This is a genomic window from Ekhidna sp. (genome assembly GCF_963691765.1).
Taxonomy (GTDB): Bacteria; Bacteroidota; Bacteroidia; order Cytophagales; family Cyclobacteriaceae; genus Ekhidna.
The window spans coordinates 3,596,336-3,611,859 of the sequence record NZ_OY829375.1 but is presented as its reverse complement, the minus strand read 5'-3'; the positions used below and the strand labels follow the sequence as shown (position 1 = coordinate 3,611,859).

At 37.0% G+C, this 15,524-nt stretch carries 19 protein-coding genes and 1 tRNA gene; 5 read left to right on the top strand and 15 right to left on the bottom strand.

What is annotated here, in order from left to right:
* Positions 1 to 9 precede the first annotated feature (9 nt).
* The 4 genes from tsaD to ACY650_RS16370 are packed head-to-tail and all read left to right on the top strand — an operon-like array spanning position 10 to position 2,379.
* A complete protein-coding gene (gene tsaD, locus ACY650_RS16385; RefSeq protein ID WP_462249033.1) occupies positions 10 to 1,011 on the top strand; it encodes a tRNA (adenosine(37)-N6)-threonylcarbamoyltransferase complex transferase subunit TsaD in 1,002 nt (333 codons plus the stop codon).
* Positions 1,012 to 1,034: 23 nt separating this feature from the next.
* On the top strand, positions 1,035 to 1,505 hold the full coding sequence (gene smpB, locus ACY650_RS16380; RefSeq protein WP_462249031.1) for an SsrA-binding protein SmpB: 471 nt from the start codon (positions 1,035 to 1,037) through the stop codon (positions 1,503 to 1,505).
* A 3-nt stretch (positions 1,506 to 1,508) separates the two neighbouring features.
* Positions 1,509 to 2,018 carry an HNH endonuclease gene (locus ACY650_RS16375; RefSeq protein ID WP_462249029.1) on the top strand — a complete coding sequence of 170 codons (510 nt, stop codon included), beginning with the start codon at positions 1,509 to 1,511 and terminating at the stop codon, positions 2,016 to 2,018.
* A gap of 10 nt (positions 2,019 to 2,028) precedes the next feature.
* Positions 2,029 to 2,379, top strand: a complete 351-nt coding sequence (locus ACY650_RS16370; RefSeq protein WP_462249027.1) for a hypothetical protein — start codon at positions 2,029 to 2,031, stop codon at positions 2,377 to 2,379.
* A gap of 49 nt (positions 2,380 to 2,428) precedes the next feature.
* Here the strand turns inward: ACY650_RS16370 and ACY650_RS16365 are convergent, their stop codons facing one another.
* The 12 genes from ACY650_RS16365 to ACY650_RS16310 form a co-directional block, all read right to left on the bottom strand.
* Positions 2,429 to 2,890: an ExbD/TolR family protein gene (locus ACY650_RS16365; RefSeq protein ID WP_462249025.1), complete on the bottom strand. Its 462-nt coding sequence runs from the start codon at positions 2,888 to 2,890 to the stop codon at positions 2,429 to 2,431.
* Positions 2,891 to 2,898: 8 nt separating this feature from the next.
* Positions 2,899 to 3,519 (bottom strand): ExbD/TolR family protein, encoded by a 621-nt coding sequence (locus ACY650_RS16360; protein WP_462249023.1) that lies wholly within the window; start codon positions 3,517 to 3,519, stop codon positions 2,899 to 2,901.
* On the bottom strand, positions 3,519 to 3,821 hold the full coding sequence (locus ACY650_RS16355) for a hypothetical protein (protein WP_462249021.1): 303 nt from the start codon (positions 3,819 to 3,821) through the stop codon (positions 3,519 to 3,521). The genes ACY650_RS16360 and ACY650_RS16355 overlap by 1 nt, the downstream gene beginning before the upstream one ends.
* A gap of 17 nt (positions 3,822 to 3,838) precedes the next feature.
* Positions 3,839 to 4,672: a MotA/TolQ/ExbB proton channel family protein gene (locus ACY650_RS16350; RefSeq protein ID WP_462249019.1), complete on the bottom strand. Its 834-nt coding sequence runs from the start codon at positions 4,670 to 4,672 to the stop codon at positions 3,839 to 3,841.
* Positions 4,673 to 4,812: 140 nt separating this feature from the next.
* Positions 4,813 to 4,900, bottom strand: a tRNA-Ser gene (locus ACY650_RS16345).
* Between the two features lie 90 nt (positions 4,901 to 4,990).
* Positions 4,991 to 6,055, bottom strand: coding sequence for an asparaginase (locus ACY650_RS16340; protein WP_462249017.1), 1,065 nt, complete (start codon positions 6,053 to 6,055; stop codon positions 4,991 to 4,993).
* A gap of 6 nt (positions 6,056 to 6,061) precedes the next feature.
* A complete protein-coding gene (locus ACY650_RS16335; RefSeq protein ID WP_462249015.1) occupies positions 6,062 to 6,832 on the bottom strand; it encodes a TatD family hydrolase in 771 nt (256 codons plus the stop codon).
* On the bottom strand, positions 6,825 to 7,451 hold the full coding sequence (locus tag ACY650_RS16330) for a polysaccharide deacetylase family protein (protein ID WP_462249013.1): 627 nt from the start codon (positions 7,449 to 7,451) through the stop codon (positions 6,825 to 6,827). The genes ACY650_RS16335 and ACY650_RS16330 overlap by 8 nt, the downstream gene beginning before the upstream one ends.
* Positions 7,448 to 8,635 (bottom strand): PP2C family protein-serine/threonine phosphatase, encoded by a 1,188-nt coding sequence (locus tag ACY650_RS16325; RefSeq protein ID WP_462249011.1) that lies wholly within the window; start codon positions 8,633 to 8,635, stop codon positions 7,448 to 7,450. Before ACY650_RS16325 ends, ACY650_RS16330 begins: the two co-directional genes overlap by 4 nt.
* Positions 8,632 to 8,886: a transporter gene (locus ACY650_RS16320; RefSeq protein ID WP_462249009.1), complete on the bottom strand. Its 255-nt coding sequence runs from the start codon at positions 8,884 to 8,886 to the stop codon at positions 8,632 to 8,634. The genes ACY650_RS16325 and ACY650_RS16320 overlap by 4 nt, the downstream gene beginning before the upstream one ends.
* A complete protein-coding gene (locus ACY650_RS16315) occupies positions 8,883 to 9,989 on the bottom strand; it encodes a glycosyltransferase (RefSeq protein ID WP_462249007.1) in 1,107 nt (368 codons plus the stop codon). Before ACY650_RS16315 ends, ACY650_RS16320 begins: the two co-directional genes overlap by 4 nt.
* Before the next feature lie 67 nt (positions 9,990 to 10,056).
* A complete protein-coding gene (locus tag ACY650_RS16310; protein WP_462249005.1) occupies positions 10,057 to 10,959 on the bottom strand; it encodes a hypothetical protein in 903 nt (300 codons plus the stop codon).
* A 2-nt stretch (positions 10,960 to 10,961) separates the two neighbouring features.
* Between ACY650_RS16310 and ruvC the strand changes: the two genes are divergently transcribed.
* Entirely contained in the window at positions 10,962 to 11,516 is a 555-nt protein-coding gene (gene ruvC / locus ACY650_RS16305) for a crossover junction endodeoxyribonuclease RuvC (RefSeq protein WP_462249003.1), read from the top strand.
* Positions 11,517 to 11,523: 7 nt separating this feature from the next.
* Here ruvC and ACY650_RS16300 read toward each other — a convergent pair whose 3' ends face one another.
* From ACY650_RS16300 to ACY650_RS16290, 3 genes are read right to left on the bottom strand one after another with little or no spacing between them, the layout of a single operon-like run.
* The gene (locus ACY650_RS16300; protein ID WP_462249001.1) at positions 11,524 to 13,413 is read right to left on the bottom strand and encodes a DUF3858 domain-containing protein; all 1,890 of its coding nucleotides are present in this window, start codon (positions 13,411 to 13,413) and stop codon (positions 11,524 to 11,526) included.
* A 4-nt stretch (positions 13,414 to 13,417) separates the two neighbouring features.
* Positions 13,418 to 15,082 (bottom strand): DUF3857 domain-containing protein, encoded by a 1,665-nt coding sequence (locus ACY650_RS16295; protein WP_462254417.1) that lies wholly within the window; start codon positions 15,080 to 15,082, stop codon positions 13,418 to 13,420.
* 38 nt (positions 15,083 to 15,120) lie between these two features.
* Positions 15,121 to 15,390, bottom strand: coding sequence for a hypothetical protein (locus tag ACY650_RS16290; RefSeq protein WP_462248999.1), 270 nt, complete (start codon positions 15,388 to 15,390; stop codon positions 15,121 to 15,123).
* Positions 15,391 to 15,524 lie beyond the last annotated feature (134 nt).

The following is a 15,524-nucleotide window of genomic DNA, read 5'->3' as shown; positions in this document are numbered from 1 at the left end:
AAAAAAGCGGTGGCGGTTATTCTAGGTATTGAGTCCTCTTGCGACGAAACTTCAGCATCTATCTGTATAAACGGCAAAGTAATCAATAATGAGATTGCTAGCCAAGACATTCATGAGAAGTACGGCGGAGTTGTTCCCGAACTTGCCTCTAGGGAACATCAAAGAAATATCGTGCCAGTCGTAAATCATGTTATTAAAGAAGCAGGATTAAGCTTATCAGATCTCGATGCAATCTCTTATACAAGAGGCCCTGGCTTACTTGGTGCTCTGCTTGTAGGTGGGAGTTTTGCAAAATCAATGGCTGCTGCTTTAAACATACCATTGATACCAATACATCACATGAAGGCCCATGTGCTAGCACATTTCATAGAAGAACCCAAGCCAAGCTATCCATTTATTTGCTTGACAGTTAGTGGAGGCCATACCCAGATCCTTAAAGTAATTGGTCCTGATGAGATGATCATACTTGGTCAAACTCAAGATGATGCCGTTGGAGAAGCTTTTGACAAAGCAGCCAAACTTTTAGGTCTTTCGTACCCAGGTGGTCCAATGATTGATAAGTTAGCTGCTGAAGGTGATCCAACAAGGTTTAGCTTTGCAGAATCAGAAATGCCTGGACTTGATTACTCATTCAGTGGTATAAAAACGTCCATACTATACTTTTTACAAAAGGAGGTTCGAAAGAATAAGGACTTTATTGATCAGAACTTACATGACTTGGCTGCAAGCATTCAAAAAACGCTTATTTCAATGCTAATGAATAAGTTGATACTGGCAGCCAAGCAAGAGAATATCAAACAGATTGCAATTGCAGGTGGTGTTTCAGCTAATAGTGGGCTAAGAAACGAACTTGCTTATCAATCCAAAAAATACGGCTGGGCCACTTTTATCCCTGACTTTCAATATTGCACTGATAACGCAGGTATGATATCTATAAGTGGGCATCTCTTATATGAAAATAACGCATTTGGTGAATTGTCAGATAGTCCATTACCGAGAATGCCATTTTAACTAGGGTACTTTATATTTAGCACATGAGCGGTAAAGACAAGAGCAGGTTTTCCAACAATATTCAAATTAAGAATCGTAAGGCCGGTTATGAATATGAATTTGTTGAAAAAATAGAGGCAGGAATTATGCTAAAGGGTACTGAAATAAAGTCACTTCGAGAAGGTAAAGCAAGCATACAGGAAGCTTACTGTTACTTCAAAAAAGAAGAGCTTTTTATAAAGGGAATGACCATTTCGCCCTATGCTCAGGCAAGTTTTGAAAGTCATGAAATGACAAGAGATCGCAAGTTGTTATTGAAGAAACGAGAACTTGAGAAATTCAAAGCCAAAATGGAAGAAAAGGGATTGACGATAATTCCTTTAAGGATCTACATTAATAGCCGAGGACTTGCAAAACTTGAAATAGCGTTAGCCAAAGGGAAAAAGATTTACGACAAAAGGGACAGTATTAAGAAGAAAGACCAAAAACGAGAATTAGAACGAATGAAAATTTAACTTATGAGTTTAGTACTGGTGCTCAATCAAGATTTCACTCCATTGACTGTATGCTCAGTACAGCGTGCTTTTACGCTTGTCTTTCTAAACAAAGCAGACTTAGTTTCAGAGATAAATGAAAAGTGTCTGAGATCAATAAATAAAACGTTCCCTTTTCCATCTATTATTAAGGTTAAATATTACGTCAACATCCCGTATAAAGGTGTTGTAATGAGTCGGCACAATATATTCAAGCGCGATGGAGGAAAGTGTCAATACTGTGGCACTAGTAAAGACCTAACCTTAGATCATTTAATCCCAAGATCCAAAGGAGGAAAATCTACATGGACTAATCTTGTTACTGCTTGTAAAAAATGCAACTCTAGAAAAAGTGATTACACGCTAGAGAAAGTAGGAATGACACTTAAAAAATTACCTATTAAACCTTCTTACATAACATTTCTTCGAATGCATAAAGCAAACCAACGTGAGGATTGGTCTACATATTTAAACCCGAAAAAAGCTTCAGCGTAAATAATTTATTATGAAACGACTACTATTTTTATCAATTGCCTTAATGACTCTCTCATGTGGGTATGAGGAGGATGGTAAGGAAAATGAACGTGATGAAACAATTGAGAGATTTGAGGAAAAGAAGCGAGAGTTAGAGGAAGAGATCGAAAAGCTACAAGAAGATGCAGAGGAAGCAGCTGAAGACGCTCAAAAAGAAATCGAATCTGCATTGAAGCAATTACAAAGAGAGCGAAAAAAAGTAGTAGACGAAGCTGATAAACTTAGAAAGGCAACGAAGAAAGAATTAGAAAATGCACTAAAAGAGGCAGAGGATGTTTATGAAGAGTGGAAAAAGAAGAAAAAGAAACAGCTTAAGGAATAAAAAAACCCAATCGTTATGATTGGGTTTTATATATGAATTAAAAGTTATTTTACTCTTTTACTCCCTTCAATGATTTATAAAGAATCTTACGAGCATTAGATTTTCTCAATGTTTGTTCAACATCAGAAACTATCCCCATTTTAACTTCTGAATCAATATTCAAAGCCATGGTTATTCTATCTCTCTCAGCTTCTGATAGTTTATCTTTTTCTTGGTTTACAAAAAGAGTCAACTCATCAGCCTCCATAAATACATCGTTGGTCTGAATTCTTGGTTCTTCACCATAAGTACCAATATTTTTTGGCTCACCTATGTAAATGTGACTAACCAAAGACTTCTTTTGAATTTTAGAAAGCTGATCTGCTTTAGGCAAAACCTGCTTTACTAAAATTTCTTGTTCTCTCATCACAGTAGTTACCATGAAGAAGAAAAGCAGCATGAAGATAATATCTGGCAAAGCAGCCGTAGGTATATCTTGTGATGCGCTCGAATTTTTCTTAAACTTCGACATAGTACAATTTATTTATCTGGTTCTGCAATTGAGATTGCCTTAGGAATGCCAAGCTTACCTTGCTCATACATTCTTTTCTCTACATCTCTTGATTTATCAAGCTCCAGGTATTCTTGAGCAGTAATACCTACTCTTTCAGCATAAATTTCATTGTATGCAGCTTGTGCTGCATCCAAAACATCGATATACAGTTCATAACTTGTACCTCTATTTGCTTTGAATGAAACTACAGCTTTACCTGGGTGGTCAGAAGATTCTGGGCTTTGTTTTGCTCTGGCTTTCATTTGTGAAGGGAGACTGTTGTATGTGTCAACTCCTTCAGCATCAGGATTACCAAAGTTCAAAATAAACGCCTTGATTTCTTCTTTAAGCTCAGACATTGGCTTTAAGTAAACCTCATTCTCTACCAAAAGATCGTCATTTGAGTTGGCCAAGATTTTGAAAATATTTCGCTCTTGAAACTCAACAATAGGCTGATCTGGTTCTGGTGGAGGAGGTAACTGCATTAGAATTCCCTTGTCATTTGCTATCGTGGTTGTGACCAAGAAGAAAATGAGCAAAAGGAAGGCAATGTCAGCCATAGAGCCTGAACTCACTTCCGGAGTGCCTCTATCTTTATTCCTCGCCATTATTCAGTTGCTTTTTTGATTTCTGTGTATACAATTCCACCAATTGCTGCAATTGCTAGGATATAGAAAGTTGTTAATCCTGCGCCTACAAGCTTAGTTGTTGTTTCTGAAGCATCTCCTGATGCATCACCACTAGCCGTAAAGTACCCTATTATGAATACTAGCACTAGTGCTCCGACACCCATACCCATTTTTTTCAAAGAGTCTGGATCTCCCATCGCCTTCATTAGTGGCATTCCTACAGCAGTAAGTATGCATACACCAATGAGTATATATGATATAAATAATCCTACATCAACCATATCTTAATGTATTTAGATTATTTAGAAAGATTGTGCTTAACAAGAAGATCTACCAAAGAGATAGAAGCATCTTCCATGCTGTTCACGATTGAATCAACTTTAGAAACCAGGTAGTTGTAGAAAAGTTGAAGAATTACTGCTACGATTAGACCACCTACTGTAGTCAATAGTGCTACTTTAATACCGCTTGCCACTAGAGCAGGAGATACATCACCCGCTTCTGCGATAGCATCGAATGCTTCAATCATACCAATTACAGTACCCATGAAACCAAGCATCGGTGCAAGAGAGATGAAAAGAGAGATCCAAATCATACCTCTTTCTAATTTACCCATCTCAACAGATCCGTAAGCGATAATTGATTTCTCAACCATTTCAACACCTTCAGACATTCTTAATAGTCCTTGAGTGAAAATAGAAGCAACAGGACCTCTTGTGTTTCTACAAACTTCTTTAGCTGCATCAGCACCACCAGCGCTCAATGCATCTTCTACGTCAGCAAGAAGTTTTTTAGTATTTGTAGAAGCCATGTTTAAGTGGATAATTCTTTCAATAGCGATAGCTAAACCAAGAATCAAACATGCAAGAACGATACCCATGAAAGTAGGTCCACCATCAATGAATTGTTCTTTTACTACTTGGTGAAATCCTTTAGATGGTGCAGCTTCTTCAACAGGAGCAGCAATCTCAGCGATTTCTTGAACAGGCTCAGGCTCTTCAGCCACTTCTTCAGTTTGAGTCGAATCTACGGCTGCAGAATCGGTAGCAGCATCAGAGTCTGAAAACTCTTGAGCTGTAGCGCTGAAGGTAAATACACCTGCCAACATTAATAGAGTCAATAACTTTTTCATAATTCAGTCTTGTAAGTTAAGTCTTCGGTTTAGTTAAATATTTAAGTTTTAGTAAAATCCAAATTTGCATTTTCTTCCCACAAAATTCGCACCATTCATATAAAATGTCGAACCTTTTTTTCTTCCTTCTGCAAAAATCGCAGAGAGGAAGGGATTCGAACCCTCGATACCCTTTTGAGGTATACACACTTTCCAGGCGTGCGCCTTCGACCACTCGGCCACCTCTCTGTAGGCCGCCACTTTTGACGGGCTACAAATAAATCATGAAAAATACCTTTATGCAAGTTTTATCCTAACATCAAGGACTTTCTCAGATAATCAGCCTGCAACATGGTCCATTTCCCCAACTATTGAATGCGTAAGTAAGTAATCCAACTCCTCTCCTTCTTTCTTAGAACCAAACAAAAACATCATTTTTGTTATTGCGGCCTCTGTAGTAATGTCTCCACCACTTAAAACCCCTATCTCATTCAATCTTTTACTTGTCTCATATCTACCTTGATGTACTTCTCCTCCAATACACTGACTTACGTTCAATATAGTTTTCCCATCATTTACTGCGTCCTTCAAACAATCCAGGAACCAATTAAAATTCATAGTATTACCAGAACCAAATGTTTCCATCACAAAGCCTTTTGCACTTGAATCGTTTAGAATTGTGCGTACAACGTGTTCTGTTATTCCTGGGAAAATCTTCAAAATTGAAACATTGGAATCCAAATCATACTTAACCTTCAGTTTTGATTTAGGATTGTGTGGCATCAATGCTGAGTAATTAAATTCTATTTCTATTCCAGCTTCTGCAAGTACTGGATAATTTTCAGATTCAAATGCTGCAAACGTACTACTCCTCAATTTTTGAGAGCGCGATCCACGCAAGAGCAAATAGTTGAAATAAACGCATACCTCACTAACTATGGGCTGACCATCATTATGAGCAGAGGCTATTTCTAAAGCTGTAATTAAATTTTCCCTTGCATCTGAACGAATAGATCCAATAGGCATTTGAGCACCAGTAAAGATCACAGGTTTGTTAAGACCTTCGAGCATATAGCTTAGCATTGACGACGAGTAGGCCATGGTATCAGTACCATGTAAAATCACAAAAGCATCATACTGAGCGTAATTCTCCTCTATTATATATGCCATGTCCTTCCAGTCTTGAAGGAGAATATTTGAGGAATCTATTGGTTTAGGAAACGAAATAACTGTAAGTCTAATACCGAGTTGTTTCAATTCAGGTACACGATCTACAACCTTTCCAAAATTGAAAGGTGCTAAAGCCCCGCTTGCATCCTGAACCATACCAAAAGTTCCTCCGGTATATATAATTAGAACGGACCTTTCTCCAGACTCATTGATATTGACAATTTTATATTTCAATCACTTTTAATTTTGGATTGGGAAAAATAGCTCATTTGTATTTGCTGTAGTCAATTGAATGATGTCTTCTTTCGCAGATCCTAAGTATTCTGCCACTTTATCACAGATTATTGATACAAATGCCGGTTCGTTTCTTTTTCCTCTATGAGGCGCAGGTGTCAAATAAGGACTATCGGTTTCAAGAATAATCTTGCTTTTATCTAAATATGGAATGACCTTATCCATTCCTCCATTTTTAAATGTGCTCACTCCACCTAGGCCAAGGTAAAAACCAAGCTCTGTTATTTTCTTTCCTTGATCTGCACTCCCTGTGAAGCAGTGAAAAACCCCCTTCAGTCCTCTTCCCTTAAAATCACTTACCAATCCAATCGTTTCGTCAATAGTCTCCCTACAATGGATCACTATAGGTACATCATATTTTAGCGCAAGTTCGCACTGAAACTGGAAAGCTTCTTTTTGTTGTAACCAGAAGGTCTTATCCCAATAAATATCAGTGCCCATTTCACCAACAGCTATGAATGCACGCTTTTCAAACCAGCCTTCCACTATTTCTAATTCCTTTTCGAAATCTTCTTTAACCGAGCATGGGTGAAGTCCCATCATTGGAAAACATACTCCAGGATACTTTGCCTCCAATTGAAGCATATCTTCAATTGTGGTACTATCTATATTGGGTAATAAGATTTTTTCAATCCCATTTTCCAATGCTCTTTCCACTACAGAATCAACATCATCAGTAAAATGTTCTAAATAGATATGTGCGTGCGAATCAATCATATTTTATTGCTTCAAATTTGAATCCTCTTTTATTGAAGTGCTCAATTAAATCCGGTAAAAAAGATTTCAAATTATCTATTGCTTTTAATGAGTCATGAAAAACTAGAATACTCCCCGATTTTGCCTTTTTTAAAGCATTGAATGACTTTGATCCGTTAAATTTCTTTGCAAAATCCCAAGAAAGATGACTCCACATGACGATATCTTTTGGGTTGAGACTTCTAACCTGAGATTTCCTTATTCGTCCATATGGAGGTCTGAAAAGAGAAGTGCATATTCCAATACGTTTCATTTCAATATCACAAAGCTCTATACTCTTCAAATAATCGTGATCATCAGTATTCCATCCATTCTCATGGTTATAAGTATGATTACCTACATGATGTCCTGCATCGATGATTTTTGAAAACATTTCAGGGTATTTTTTGATGTTCTTGCCAATACAAAAGAATGTAGCCTTTGCATTTGATTTTTCAAGAAGTTCTAATATCCAAGGGGTGGTATCTGGATGAGGACCATCATCAAAAGTCAGGTAAATGGTATCCTCAACATCTCCGCTCCATTTAAGATTGGAATACCATTTACGAGTAATCCATGGCGTCTTATAAAACCTGATCATTTGTTTTGTATAAGGCAGGATAGCATCGTAATGTCATCATGATAAGTCCTATCTCCTTTAAATTCATTGAGCGCATCGAGGATCTGATCATGTAAGTCTGAGAGGTCTTTTGGACAATCTTGCTTTATAATATGGAGCAACCTATCAAATCCAAAATCTTCGTCATTTTCATTAAAGGTCTCAGTCAAACCATCTGTGTAAGCAAAAATGAAAAACTCCTCCAAACCTGAAATTTGCTTGGTTTCAATAAAAGGAAGTGGATCAAACATTCCCAATACAGTTGTACCATCATTTAGTAGAACTACATCATTTCCATTTTTAAGAATAATTTCATTATGACCACAGTTGATATATTCTAGATTCTTCGTTTTGAAATCATATATCCCTGCAAAAAATGTAATAAAATTCTCTGCATTGCCGCTGACAAAAGTTGTATGATTAAGTTCAGTAACTATTTCTTTAAGATCCTTAGTTTGACGTACTAAGGCTCTCAACGAAGCTTGGAAATTCGACATAAGCAATGCTGCTGGAACCCCTTTCCCAGAAACATCAGCTATGCAGGCTAAAAATCTATTCTCGTCTATTTGGATGTAATCGTAGTAATCACCACCGACATCATGATGAGGTAGATAGAATGCTTCAATTTGAAGTCTCTCAATTTTTGGCAACTCCTTAGGAAATAAGAAGTTTTGAACCTTCTTGGCTATTTCCAATTCCCTTCTATAAGCCTCCTGCTCCATCTGTTGTCGAGCCAGTCGCTTGTTTTCAATCGCCACCAATATAATGTTGGTCAATGCATTCAAAAACCTATTTTGGACTCCGAGTTTTGTTTCAGATTGAATGAAAACGACGGATAATAACTTACTCTTATGATATACAGGAAAAACAGAATCGAACTCATTGAAGGAGGTTTCTATAATACCCAGAGAATTTTTGAGCTCTTTGTACTCATCAGGCAATCCGGTTCCAAACAAGTCCTCCTTGGTCCCAAAGTTGACTCGACAAACCCACTCACCCCCTTGCTGGGTATACAACGCAAGCTTATTTATTTTGAGATCAGCTAACAGTGTGAACTTGTAAATCTTGAGCAAGTCATCCTCAGGCAAGTTATTATTCACTGCTTGAGTCACTTCTAGCAATGCATTGAGTTGAAGGTCTTTTATATCAAGAGAGGTCTCCTTCATTGTGAATTGTGTTCAAATAGTCCCTTTTTTGAAGCAAGATAAAAATAGGCTTTGAAATTATTTTCCATATCAAGTCCTTCTATTTCTGATTCTTCATCTACTGTCTTATAAATTCTGACCCAACCTTGCTCGATCATTTTCAATAGACTGGATTTCAAAATCTCATCTGAAAAAGCAGTGGCTTCTTTTAGATCGTTGTAGGCGGTAACAAAATAAAGTTCATCAATGATGTCAAATTCTTCGTCCGTCATCTATATCTCCTTCCTTTCCATGTGTAAGAACCAAAGATAGAATTCAAACCCATGAATAAGACATGCATTGGATAAATAATTTGAAACACAATTAGAGGAAAAAAGGCGCTTCGACCTTTCATAAACTTATTAATTGGATAAATAAATAGATATTGAGCTAAGAACCTTATCACTAGCAAAAGTCCTATCATTTCGAGTCCGACCGCTTCTAATAGCCCACTTATTAGTACAGAATAAAAAGTTAAATAATCTAAGAAGAATAGAATTGCACTTACTCTTACCTTCCAGTTTTTATTGTGCTTCCATTTACTTGTCCATCTAACTCTTTGATTGATAAAAGAACTTAACTTAGAATGAGCTACCGTTGTAACCACTGCATCACTACTCTTTAGAAAAATTGTGGAGTTGGGAAACTTGCTCATAATGCTATACAACAAAAATTCATCGTCCCCTGAAGGAGTAAACAAGTTGTCTGTATATCCACCAACTTCTTCAAAAGCCTTTTTCTTAAAGCCAAGGTTTGCACCACTACACATACTTGGATTTTCATTAGCAATTGTGACAGCTCCAAAACCCATTAGTCCGGCAAATTCAACCTGCTGTAACCTGGCAAAGAGACCACTACCCTCAATAGCAACAGGACCCGCAACCATCATCGCATTTTCATCAAAAGCATCGCTATAGGATCTGATCCAATTCTGCGTAAAATTGCAATCAGCATCTGTGGTTAAAATGGTATCAAAAGATGCTGATTTTACTCCTGCTGTAAGTGCATGTTTTTTTCCTTGCTTGGTATTGTCTGAAAGCGCTATCAATCTAATGGTAATGTTCAATGATTGAATGAGCTCTTCAACAATGGAACGAGTATCATCATCTGAAAAATCATCCACTACAATTACTTCAAAACTTTCTTTCGGATAGTCTTGGTTCTGAAGCTGCATCAAAATGCGCTGGATATTTTCTTGCTCATTCCGAACGGGGATTATTACTGTAAAAGAGCATATCGTATTGCGAGAACTAATTGTCGAAATCTTTCTCCATCCAACAGCTAGAGATAAATAAAAAAGAACATAAAGGATTGTGAATGGTACAATCAGAATCATCGCACAATGTTAACTCGAATTAACCGAGCTTCATTTTAAAAGAGTGATTAAAAATTCAATTTAGCATCTAGGCTTGAATGGTATGCTTAGACTTTAAAATAAAAATCAAACCAAGGATCGAAGGAAGTACACTATTAATAATCCAAATCAAAAAAACAGGAATCAAGACAAGTTGTAAATCCTCTACGTGAGGATCAAAAAATATTATTCCCGACGCCTCACGCACTCCAATCCCTCCAAAAAATAATGGAAGTGAAGATCTAGCCAGAAAAATCCACCCTACGCCTCCGAATATCAATTCTTCTGAAACAGTATCTCCTAAAAAAATGCTTAGCATCAGAAAGAACTGCAAACTGAATACAGCATATCTAAGAATAGATATACCTATAATCTGAAGTATAATTCTTCTACTTAGCTTCTGAAAAAAAAGTAAGAACTTTATTAGCCTTTTCCGTAGAAGGAACGCTACTAAAATTAAGATCAAAAAAATAAGGGCAAACCACCCTTTCAATTGATACTCTTGAGCGATAAAGCTACTTCCATAGACGCCTCCAATAATTGTCACCACCATCATGATACCGCGATTCAGTACCGCAGCAGAGGTGGTCTGATACTTATCTTTTTGTTGAGAAATTCGGGCTAATAAATCCCCCGTTGCAAACGGCAATATCCAATTTAGCGCTAAGCCACCTAGAATCACCCTGATTGCTTTAAGAGTACTAATTGATTCAAAAGTGGCAATAGAGATTCTCCATCGTAACGCCTCTAGGTACCAATTAAATATCATCAAAATAAGAATGCATGCAATAGTGATAACAAATCCATCTGGCTGAACGAAACCTTCGGTAATGGCTTGACCTTGAATTTTGGATGTGATCAGGTACACGCATCCAAGAAGAACAATAATCTTAGCAGAGATTATGATCCAAGGCTTATGGATAAAGTTTGAATGGTTGTTCTTAATTTGCATGTGTGGCGATCAAAGAGCGAATCATTTTAGGTATTGACCCAGGTACGAATGTAATGGGATATGGTCTAATCCACTGTAAGGGGGAGAAAATGAGTGTTATTCAATTTGGTGTAATCCATTTGAGTAAGTATAAAAACCATGAAATTAAGCTGAAGAAAATTTTTGATCGTGTCACCGAGTTGATCAAGGAATATCTTCCAGATGAAGTGGCTTTGGAAGCACCATTCTTCGGAAAGAATGTTCAATCCATGTTAAAACTTGGTCGTGCTCAAGGTGTTGCGATGGCTGCTGCCTTAAACAGAGATACGCCTATTCATGAATATGCCCCTAAAAAGGTGAAACAATCAGTAACTGGAAACGGAAATGCGAGTAAAGAACAAGTTGCTCACATGATTCAAATGCTATTAAAATTTGAAAAAGCACCTAAGCTATTAGATGCGACAGACGCTCTTGCTGTTGCAATTTGTCATCACTACTCGTCCAAATCTGTTTTAGGAGGCAGTGGAAAAAAAAGTTGGAAATCTTTCATAGCTGACAACCCAGATAGGGTGAAATAAGGATTTCCTAGGTCTTGTTGACTAGAACCAATTGCTTGGATTCTGTTTTTTTAACAGTCATAACGAATTTCTGAAAAGCCTCATATTTACTTGGATTGAACTTTCCTTTCAACACATTCAGTTCTCTTACTACAACCATTTGATTGTCAACATATTGAAAGTTCATCTTTACACTACCAAAGTCTGAATTGTATTCTATTGGCTTGGTTGAGTTTTCTACATGATATCCATTCGGCAATTGAATTACCAATGAATCAGTCCTGGACAAATTATATCTCATCTCAAAGGGATAATTTTTTACCACCTCTTTATCAACTATCAATTCGTCTGAATCCAAAAAGTTTTTGAGTGAAAAGAAAAGCCTCTTACCTCCTTTTCTAAATGCATTTCTCAATTGAAATCTTGCCTCTAACCTCCCTTTAGGCACACCCTCATTTGAAGGCGAAATGATTTTAATTGAATCCAATTCAATGGAGCTCCAATCATTGGTATCTACGAACCAGTCTACTTGTTCCTTCTTTGATTTTAATGCTACATCATCAAACCTATTTTTTTCGATCATTAGTCCCGAATACGCTTTTTCCATTGAAACTGAGGTCGATCCCTCCTCACCAAAGTTTATATCATATTTCGTAACCTCAGAGCTTTCATCCAAAGAGTATGTTTTCGTATGAATGATCTTACTGTTTCCGTCGGAAATTAACAGTGCATCTCTATCACTGATAAATGTTCCGAGGTAACCAAAAGGGTTAGTTTGCGAGGTACATTCAAGCCATACGGTATCACTTTCAATTGGGACAGTTAAAATTGCATGATTGAATTTTGACATTGGAAAATCAGGATCCGTTTTTGAAGCATACTTACCTGCATTAATTAATGTGTAAAACGATGGCACTCCAACCTCTGCAAGTAACGTCTTTGTGTAATAAGAGAGTGCCTTACAATCTCCAAATTTCTTTTCGTGAACAAAGCTTGCATTAAACGGCTGCCAACCTCCGATTCCAAGTTGAATGCTCACATAACGTGTATTTTTCTGCAAATAATTGTAGACGATTTTTGTTTTTTCTAAATCACTTGCACCATCTGGTATCTGATTTAATACCTCTTGCAGCACATCTGGTCCTATATCATCTTTCCCTTCATTTAGCGATACAATCCAGTCACCAAAGCTTCCCCAACTGCTCATATCACCTTCGATATTATCCATTTGAAACTTATTTGGAGCTGTATACACTACTGGCCCATAATCTTCACTATTTCTAGAGTAATACTCATATCTTATTGGAGGTAGATTGGAAACATTCCAGGTTATCCTCTTCCCATCTTGCGATTTTTGAGGAGTAGTATTGAAAGACTTATGTCTGAAATCGCCAGGGTTTTGTGCTTCAACTATGAACACAGAACTTTTAACGCCTACAAATTCTGACTGGGGATCCCAAACTGGATAAAACATCGATCCGGTATAGGAAACTTTGTAACTAACCTCAATCGAATATGGAAAACTATTGTGGGTCACATGTTGATACAAGATTCTACTGTCATCTGCAATGCTAAATCCCTTGGTACTTACATCGTTGAAATCTTTAAGCTTATAAGAGTCAATTTTTTCACCCAAAGCAGATTTGACTTCAACTTTTGCATGCTCTACATTCCGGTAATCATTTTGAGCCAAATAAATATCATAGCCATCGTTGAGCGGATCGCTTAACATGACCACTTTATATTTTCTTTCCAAGTATGACTCATTGATACTAACGACCCGAAAGATCGTGGTGTCATGAAGAATCAATTGTCTGGCTCCATCGGTAAGCGAATCAGGAACGTTGTTAAACAACATTTGTCCTAACGCGCCGAATGCAAGTGCACTAGCAATTAAGTAAGAACTTAATCTTAACATTCCTTTATAGCTTCTTAATTACAATTGGCTCATTATTCTTATCTACCATCAGCTGATAGAACTGTTTCAAAGCAGGGTATTCACCAGCAGTAAACTCAGTTTCTTTCAATGAATATTGACTTAAAACTGTAACTATATTGCCATTCTTTTGAATTGAATATACGAATCTACCAGCTCTATTTGGTAAGCCTATGGCAGTTGGCTCTGGGAGTTCAGCAGAGTAACCATCTGGAACGACCACTTTAGCTATAATGGTTCTTGATATTCCATAATTAAAGTCTACATTCGAAAACCTAGTTTCCCTTTTAAATGGATTATCGGTAATGGCGCCGTACTCAATTGGATTTAAATAAACAATCTCATCATCCATGTCAATTGAGGATTCAACCTTCCATTTCAACCCGTTAGACTCACTATTAATTTCAACATTATCTGAACTAAAATTGCTAGCAATGCTTGACCTGTAATCTTCTTCGCTTTTTAATAACTTACCCATCTCTTTATAAAGCGCATATTCCCCAAATTTCACATTGCACGTTTTTAAGATCTCTCCATTATCAAAACTTATATCGGTTTGGACAGTATATGACTCTTTCGCACCTGCCTTTAGATCAATCCAGCGCCCTTCTCCTTCGTCAGAAACCAGCCAACCTTTCCAATTCATACATTTTGAAGGTATCGCACCAAGAGGAAGTTGCGACGTGGCATCAGCCATTATGAATTTGTCATCTACCTCGATTCCGGCAATCACATAATTAAAATCTTCATAGCTCGGGTAAACTGGATGTGGAACCCCACTACCTCTGGTACTAAGTATGACTGGATTTGCCTCAATTCCAGCTTGTCTTAATACGGCAATTAAGGTCAGGTTAATATCCGCAACTGACCCTTTTCCTTCCCTAAATAGTTTTCTGTTTGAATTACTACTAGAAAATCCATAAACATTATTGAAAGTAACGCTTGATCTTATCCAATTGTAAAGTTCATTAACCTTATCAATCGAATTCATTTGCGGAGACATAGTTGAGATCTTTTCTTTGGCAAAACCTCCTCCAGACAAAACAGCACCAAAAGTTCCCCAATCCAATAGCGTATTAGAAAATTGCTCATAGGTTCGAGCTACCTGTTCAGGGGCGCTATTTGGCATTTTCACAGTTATCAGCTGCGATTCAATTCTTGACGGTAAGATCGACCTATTATTCATCAAAGGCTCGTTCTGTAAAGCCTTGATATTGGTTGTCGTCATTTGTTGATATTGACTCCTTGAAGGAAGCGTTGCTTTCTTCTTAACTGAAGGTTGAAACGCTTGGCTAGTTGTATATGAGTATATGAAACTTTCATCCCTATATTCTGACTCTGACTCGAGTTGAACTACATTGCCCAGCTGCCTATGATTATAGATAAAGAATTCAGGGACCAAGAACTTGTAACTCGAATATCTTACTGGTATATCTTCTTGAAAATGCCATTCATATAAATTGGATATGTAGTCAGATTCCAAAATGAATTTATACTCAATTACAGAACCTTCTCTCACATCCGGCATCGCAAAAGATACTTCCTTTCTGTAATCATTTAGTTGAGTAGTATATTCTTCATCATTTTCGAGTTTGACTTTCTGAATATTTCCATTTTCGAGATTATAGGTAAATGCTTTAATACTCTTTATTTCCTCCTTGCTAGATCCTGAAACCGGATCATAAACGACTAAGGAAACGTTACCATATTTTTTCCTTCCGTGTTAAAGATCTTAACACGCTTAGTTACCTCAATTTTATATTTCCATCCGATATCATCAACGTATAAAAAGGTCAGATTCCCTGTTTTAGAAAGAACCATTGCATCAGCAGTTGAATCAAAAGGACAGGACTTAAGTTCTAATTCTGATTTAGAAACCTTATTCCATTTAGGGTTGACTTCTTGAGAAAACGAAATCTGGGCAATACAGAATATAAAAATAGCAGTTAAGTTTTTCATAGTTTGGTTGGTTGGTTTGGTGAACTTTTGGGCTATTCTAAAGTAAAAAATGAATAATTAAAAATAGCTCATAAATGTAAGTGACATTATTTTAATAAAGACATAAAAAAACCCACCAAAAGGTGGGTTTATTG

Excerpts from the sequence above, each read along its gene's own strand:
- ACY650_RS16360 (WP_462249023.1), bottom strand. The coding sequence starts at position 3,519 with ATGGCGAGGAATAAAGATAGAGGCACTCCGGAAGTGAGTTCAGGCTCT.
- ACY650_RS16375 (WP_462249029.1), top strand. The coding sequence starts at position 1,509 with ATGAGTTTAGTACTGGTGCTCAATCAAGATTTCACTCCATTGACTGTA.
- ACY650_RS16370 (WP_462249027.1), top strand. The coding sequence starts at position 2,029 with ATGAAACGACTACTATTTTTATCAATTGCCTTAATGACTCTCTCATGT.
- ACY650_RS16365 (WP_462249025.1), bottom strand. The coding sequence starts at position 2,890 with ATGTCGAAGTTTAAGAAAAATTCGAGCGCATCACAAGATATACCTACG.
- ACY650_RS16325 (WP_462249011.1), bottom strand. The coding sequence starts at position 8,635 with ATGAAGGAGACCTCTCTTGATATAAAAGACCTTCAACTCAATGCATTG.
- ACY650_RS16290 (WP_462248999.1), bottom strand. The coding sequence starts at position 15,390 with ATGAAAAACTTAACTGCTATTTTTATATTCTGTATTGCCCAGATTTCG.
- smpB (WP_462249031.1), top strand. The coding sequence starts at position 1,035 with ATGAGCGGTAAAGACAAGAGCAGGTTTTCCAACAATATTCAAATTAAG.
- ACY650_RS16330 (WP_462249013.1), bottom strand. The coding sequence starts at position 7,451 with ATGATCAGGTTTTATAAGACGCCATGGATTACTCGTAAATGGTATTCC.
- ACY650_RS16350 (WP_462249019.1), bottom strand. The coding sequence starts at position 4,672 with ATGAAAAAGTTATTGACTCTATTAATGTTGGCAGGTGTATTTACCTTC.
- ACY650_RS16320 (WP_462249009.1), bottom strand. The coding sequence starts at position 8,886 with ATGACGGACGAAGAATTTGACATCATTGATGAACTTTATTTTGTTACC.
- ACY650_RS16310 (WP_462249005.1), bottom strand. The coding sequence starts at position 10,959 with ATGCAAATTAAGAACAACCATTCAAACTTTATCCATAAGCCTTGGATC.
- ACY650_RS16300 (WP_462249001.1), bottom strand. The coding sequence starts at position 13,413 with ATGTTAAGATTAAGTTCTTACTTAATTGCTAGTGCACTTGCATTCGGC.
- ACY650_RS16335 (WP_462249015.1), bottom strand. The coding sequence starts at position 6,832 with ATGATTGATTCGCACGCACATATCTATTTAGAACATTTTACTGATGAT.
- ACY650_RS16355 (WP_462249021.1), bottom strand. The coding sequence starts at position 3,821 with ATGGTTGATGTAGGATTATTTATATCATATATACTCATTGGTGTATGC.
- ACY650_RS16315 (WP_462249007.1), bottom strand. The coding sequence starts at position 9,989 with ATGATTCTGATTGTACCATTCACAATCCTTTATGTTCTTTTTTATTTA.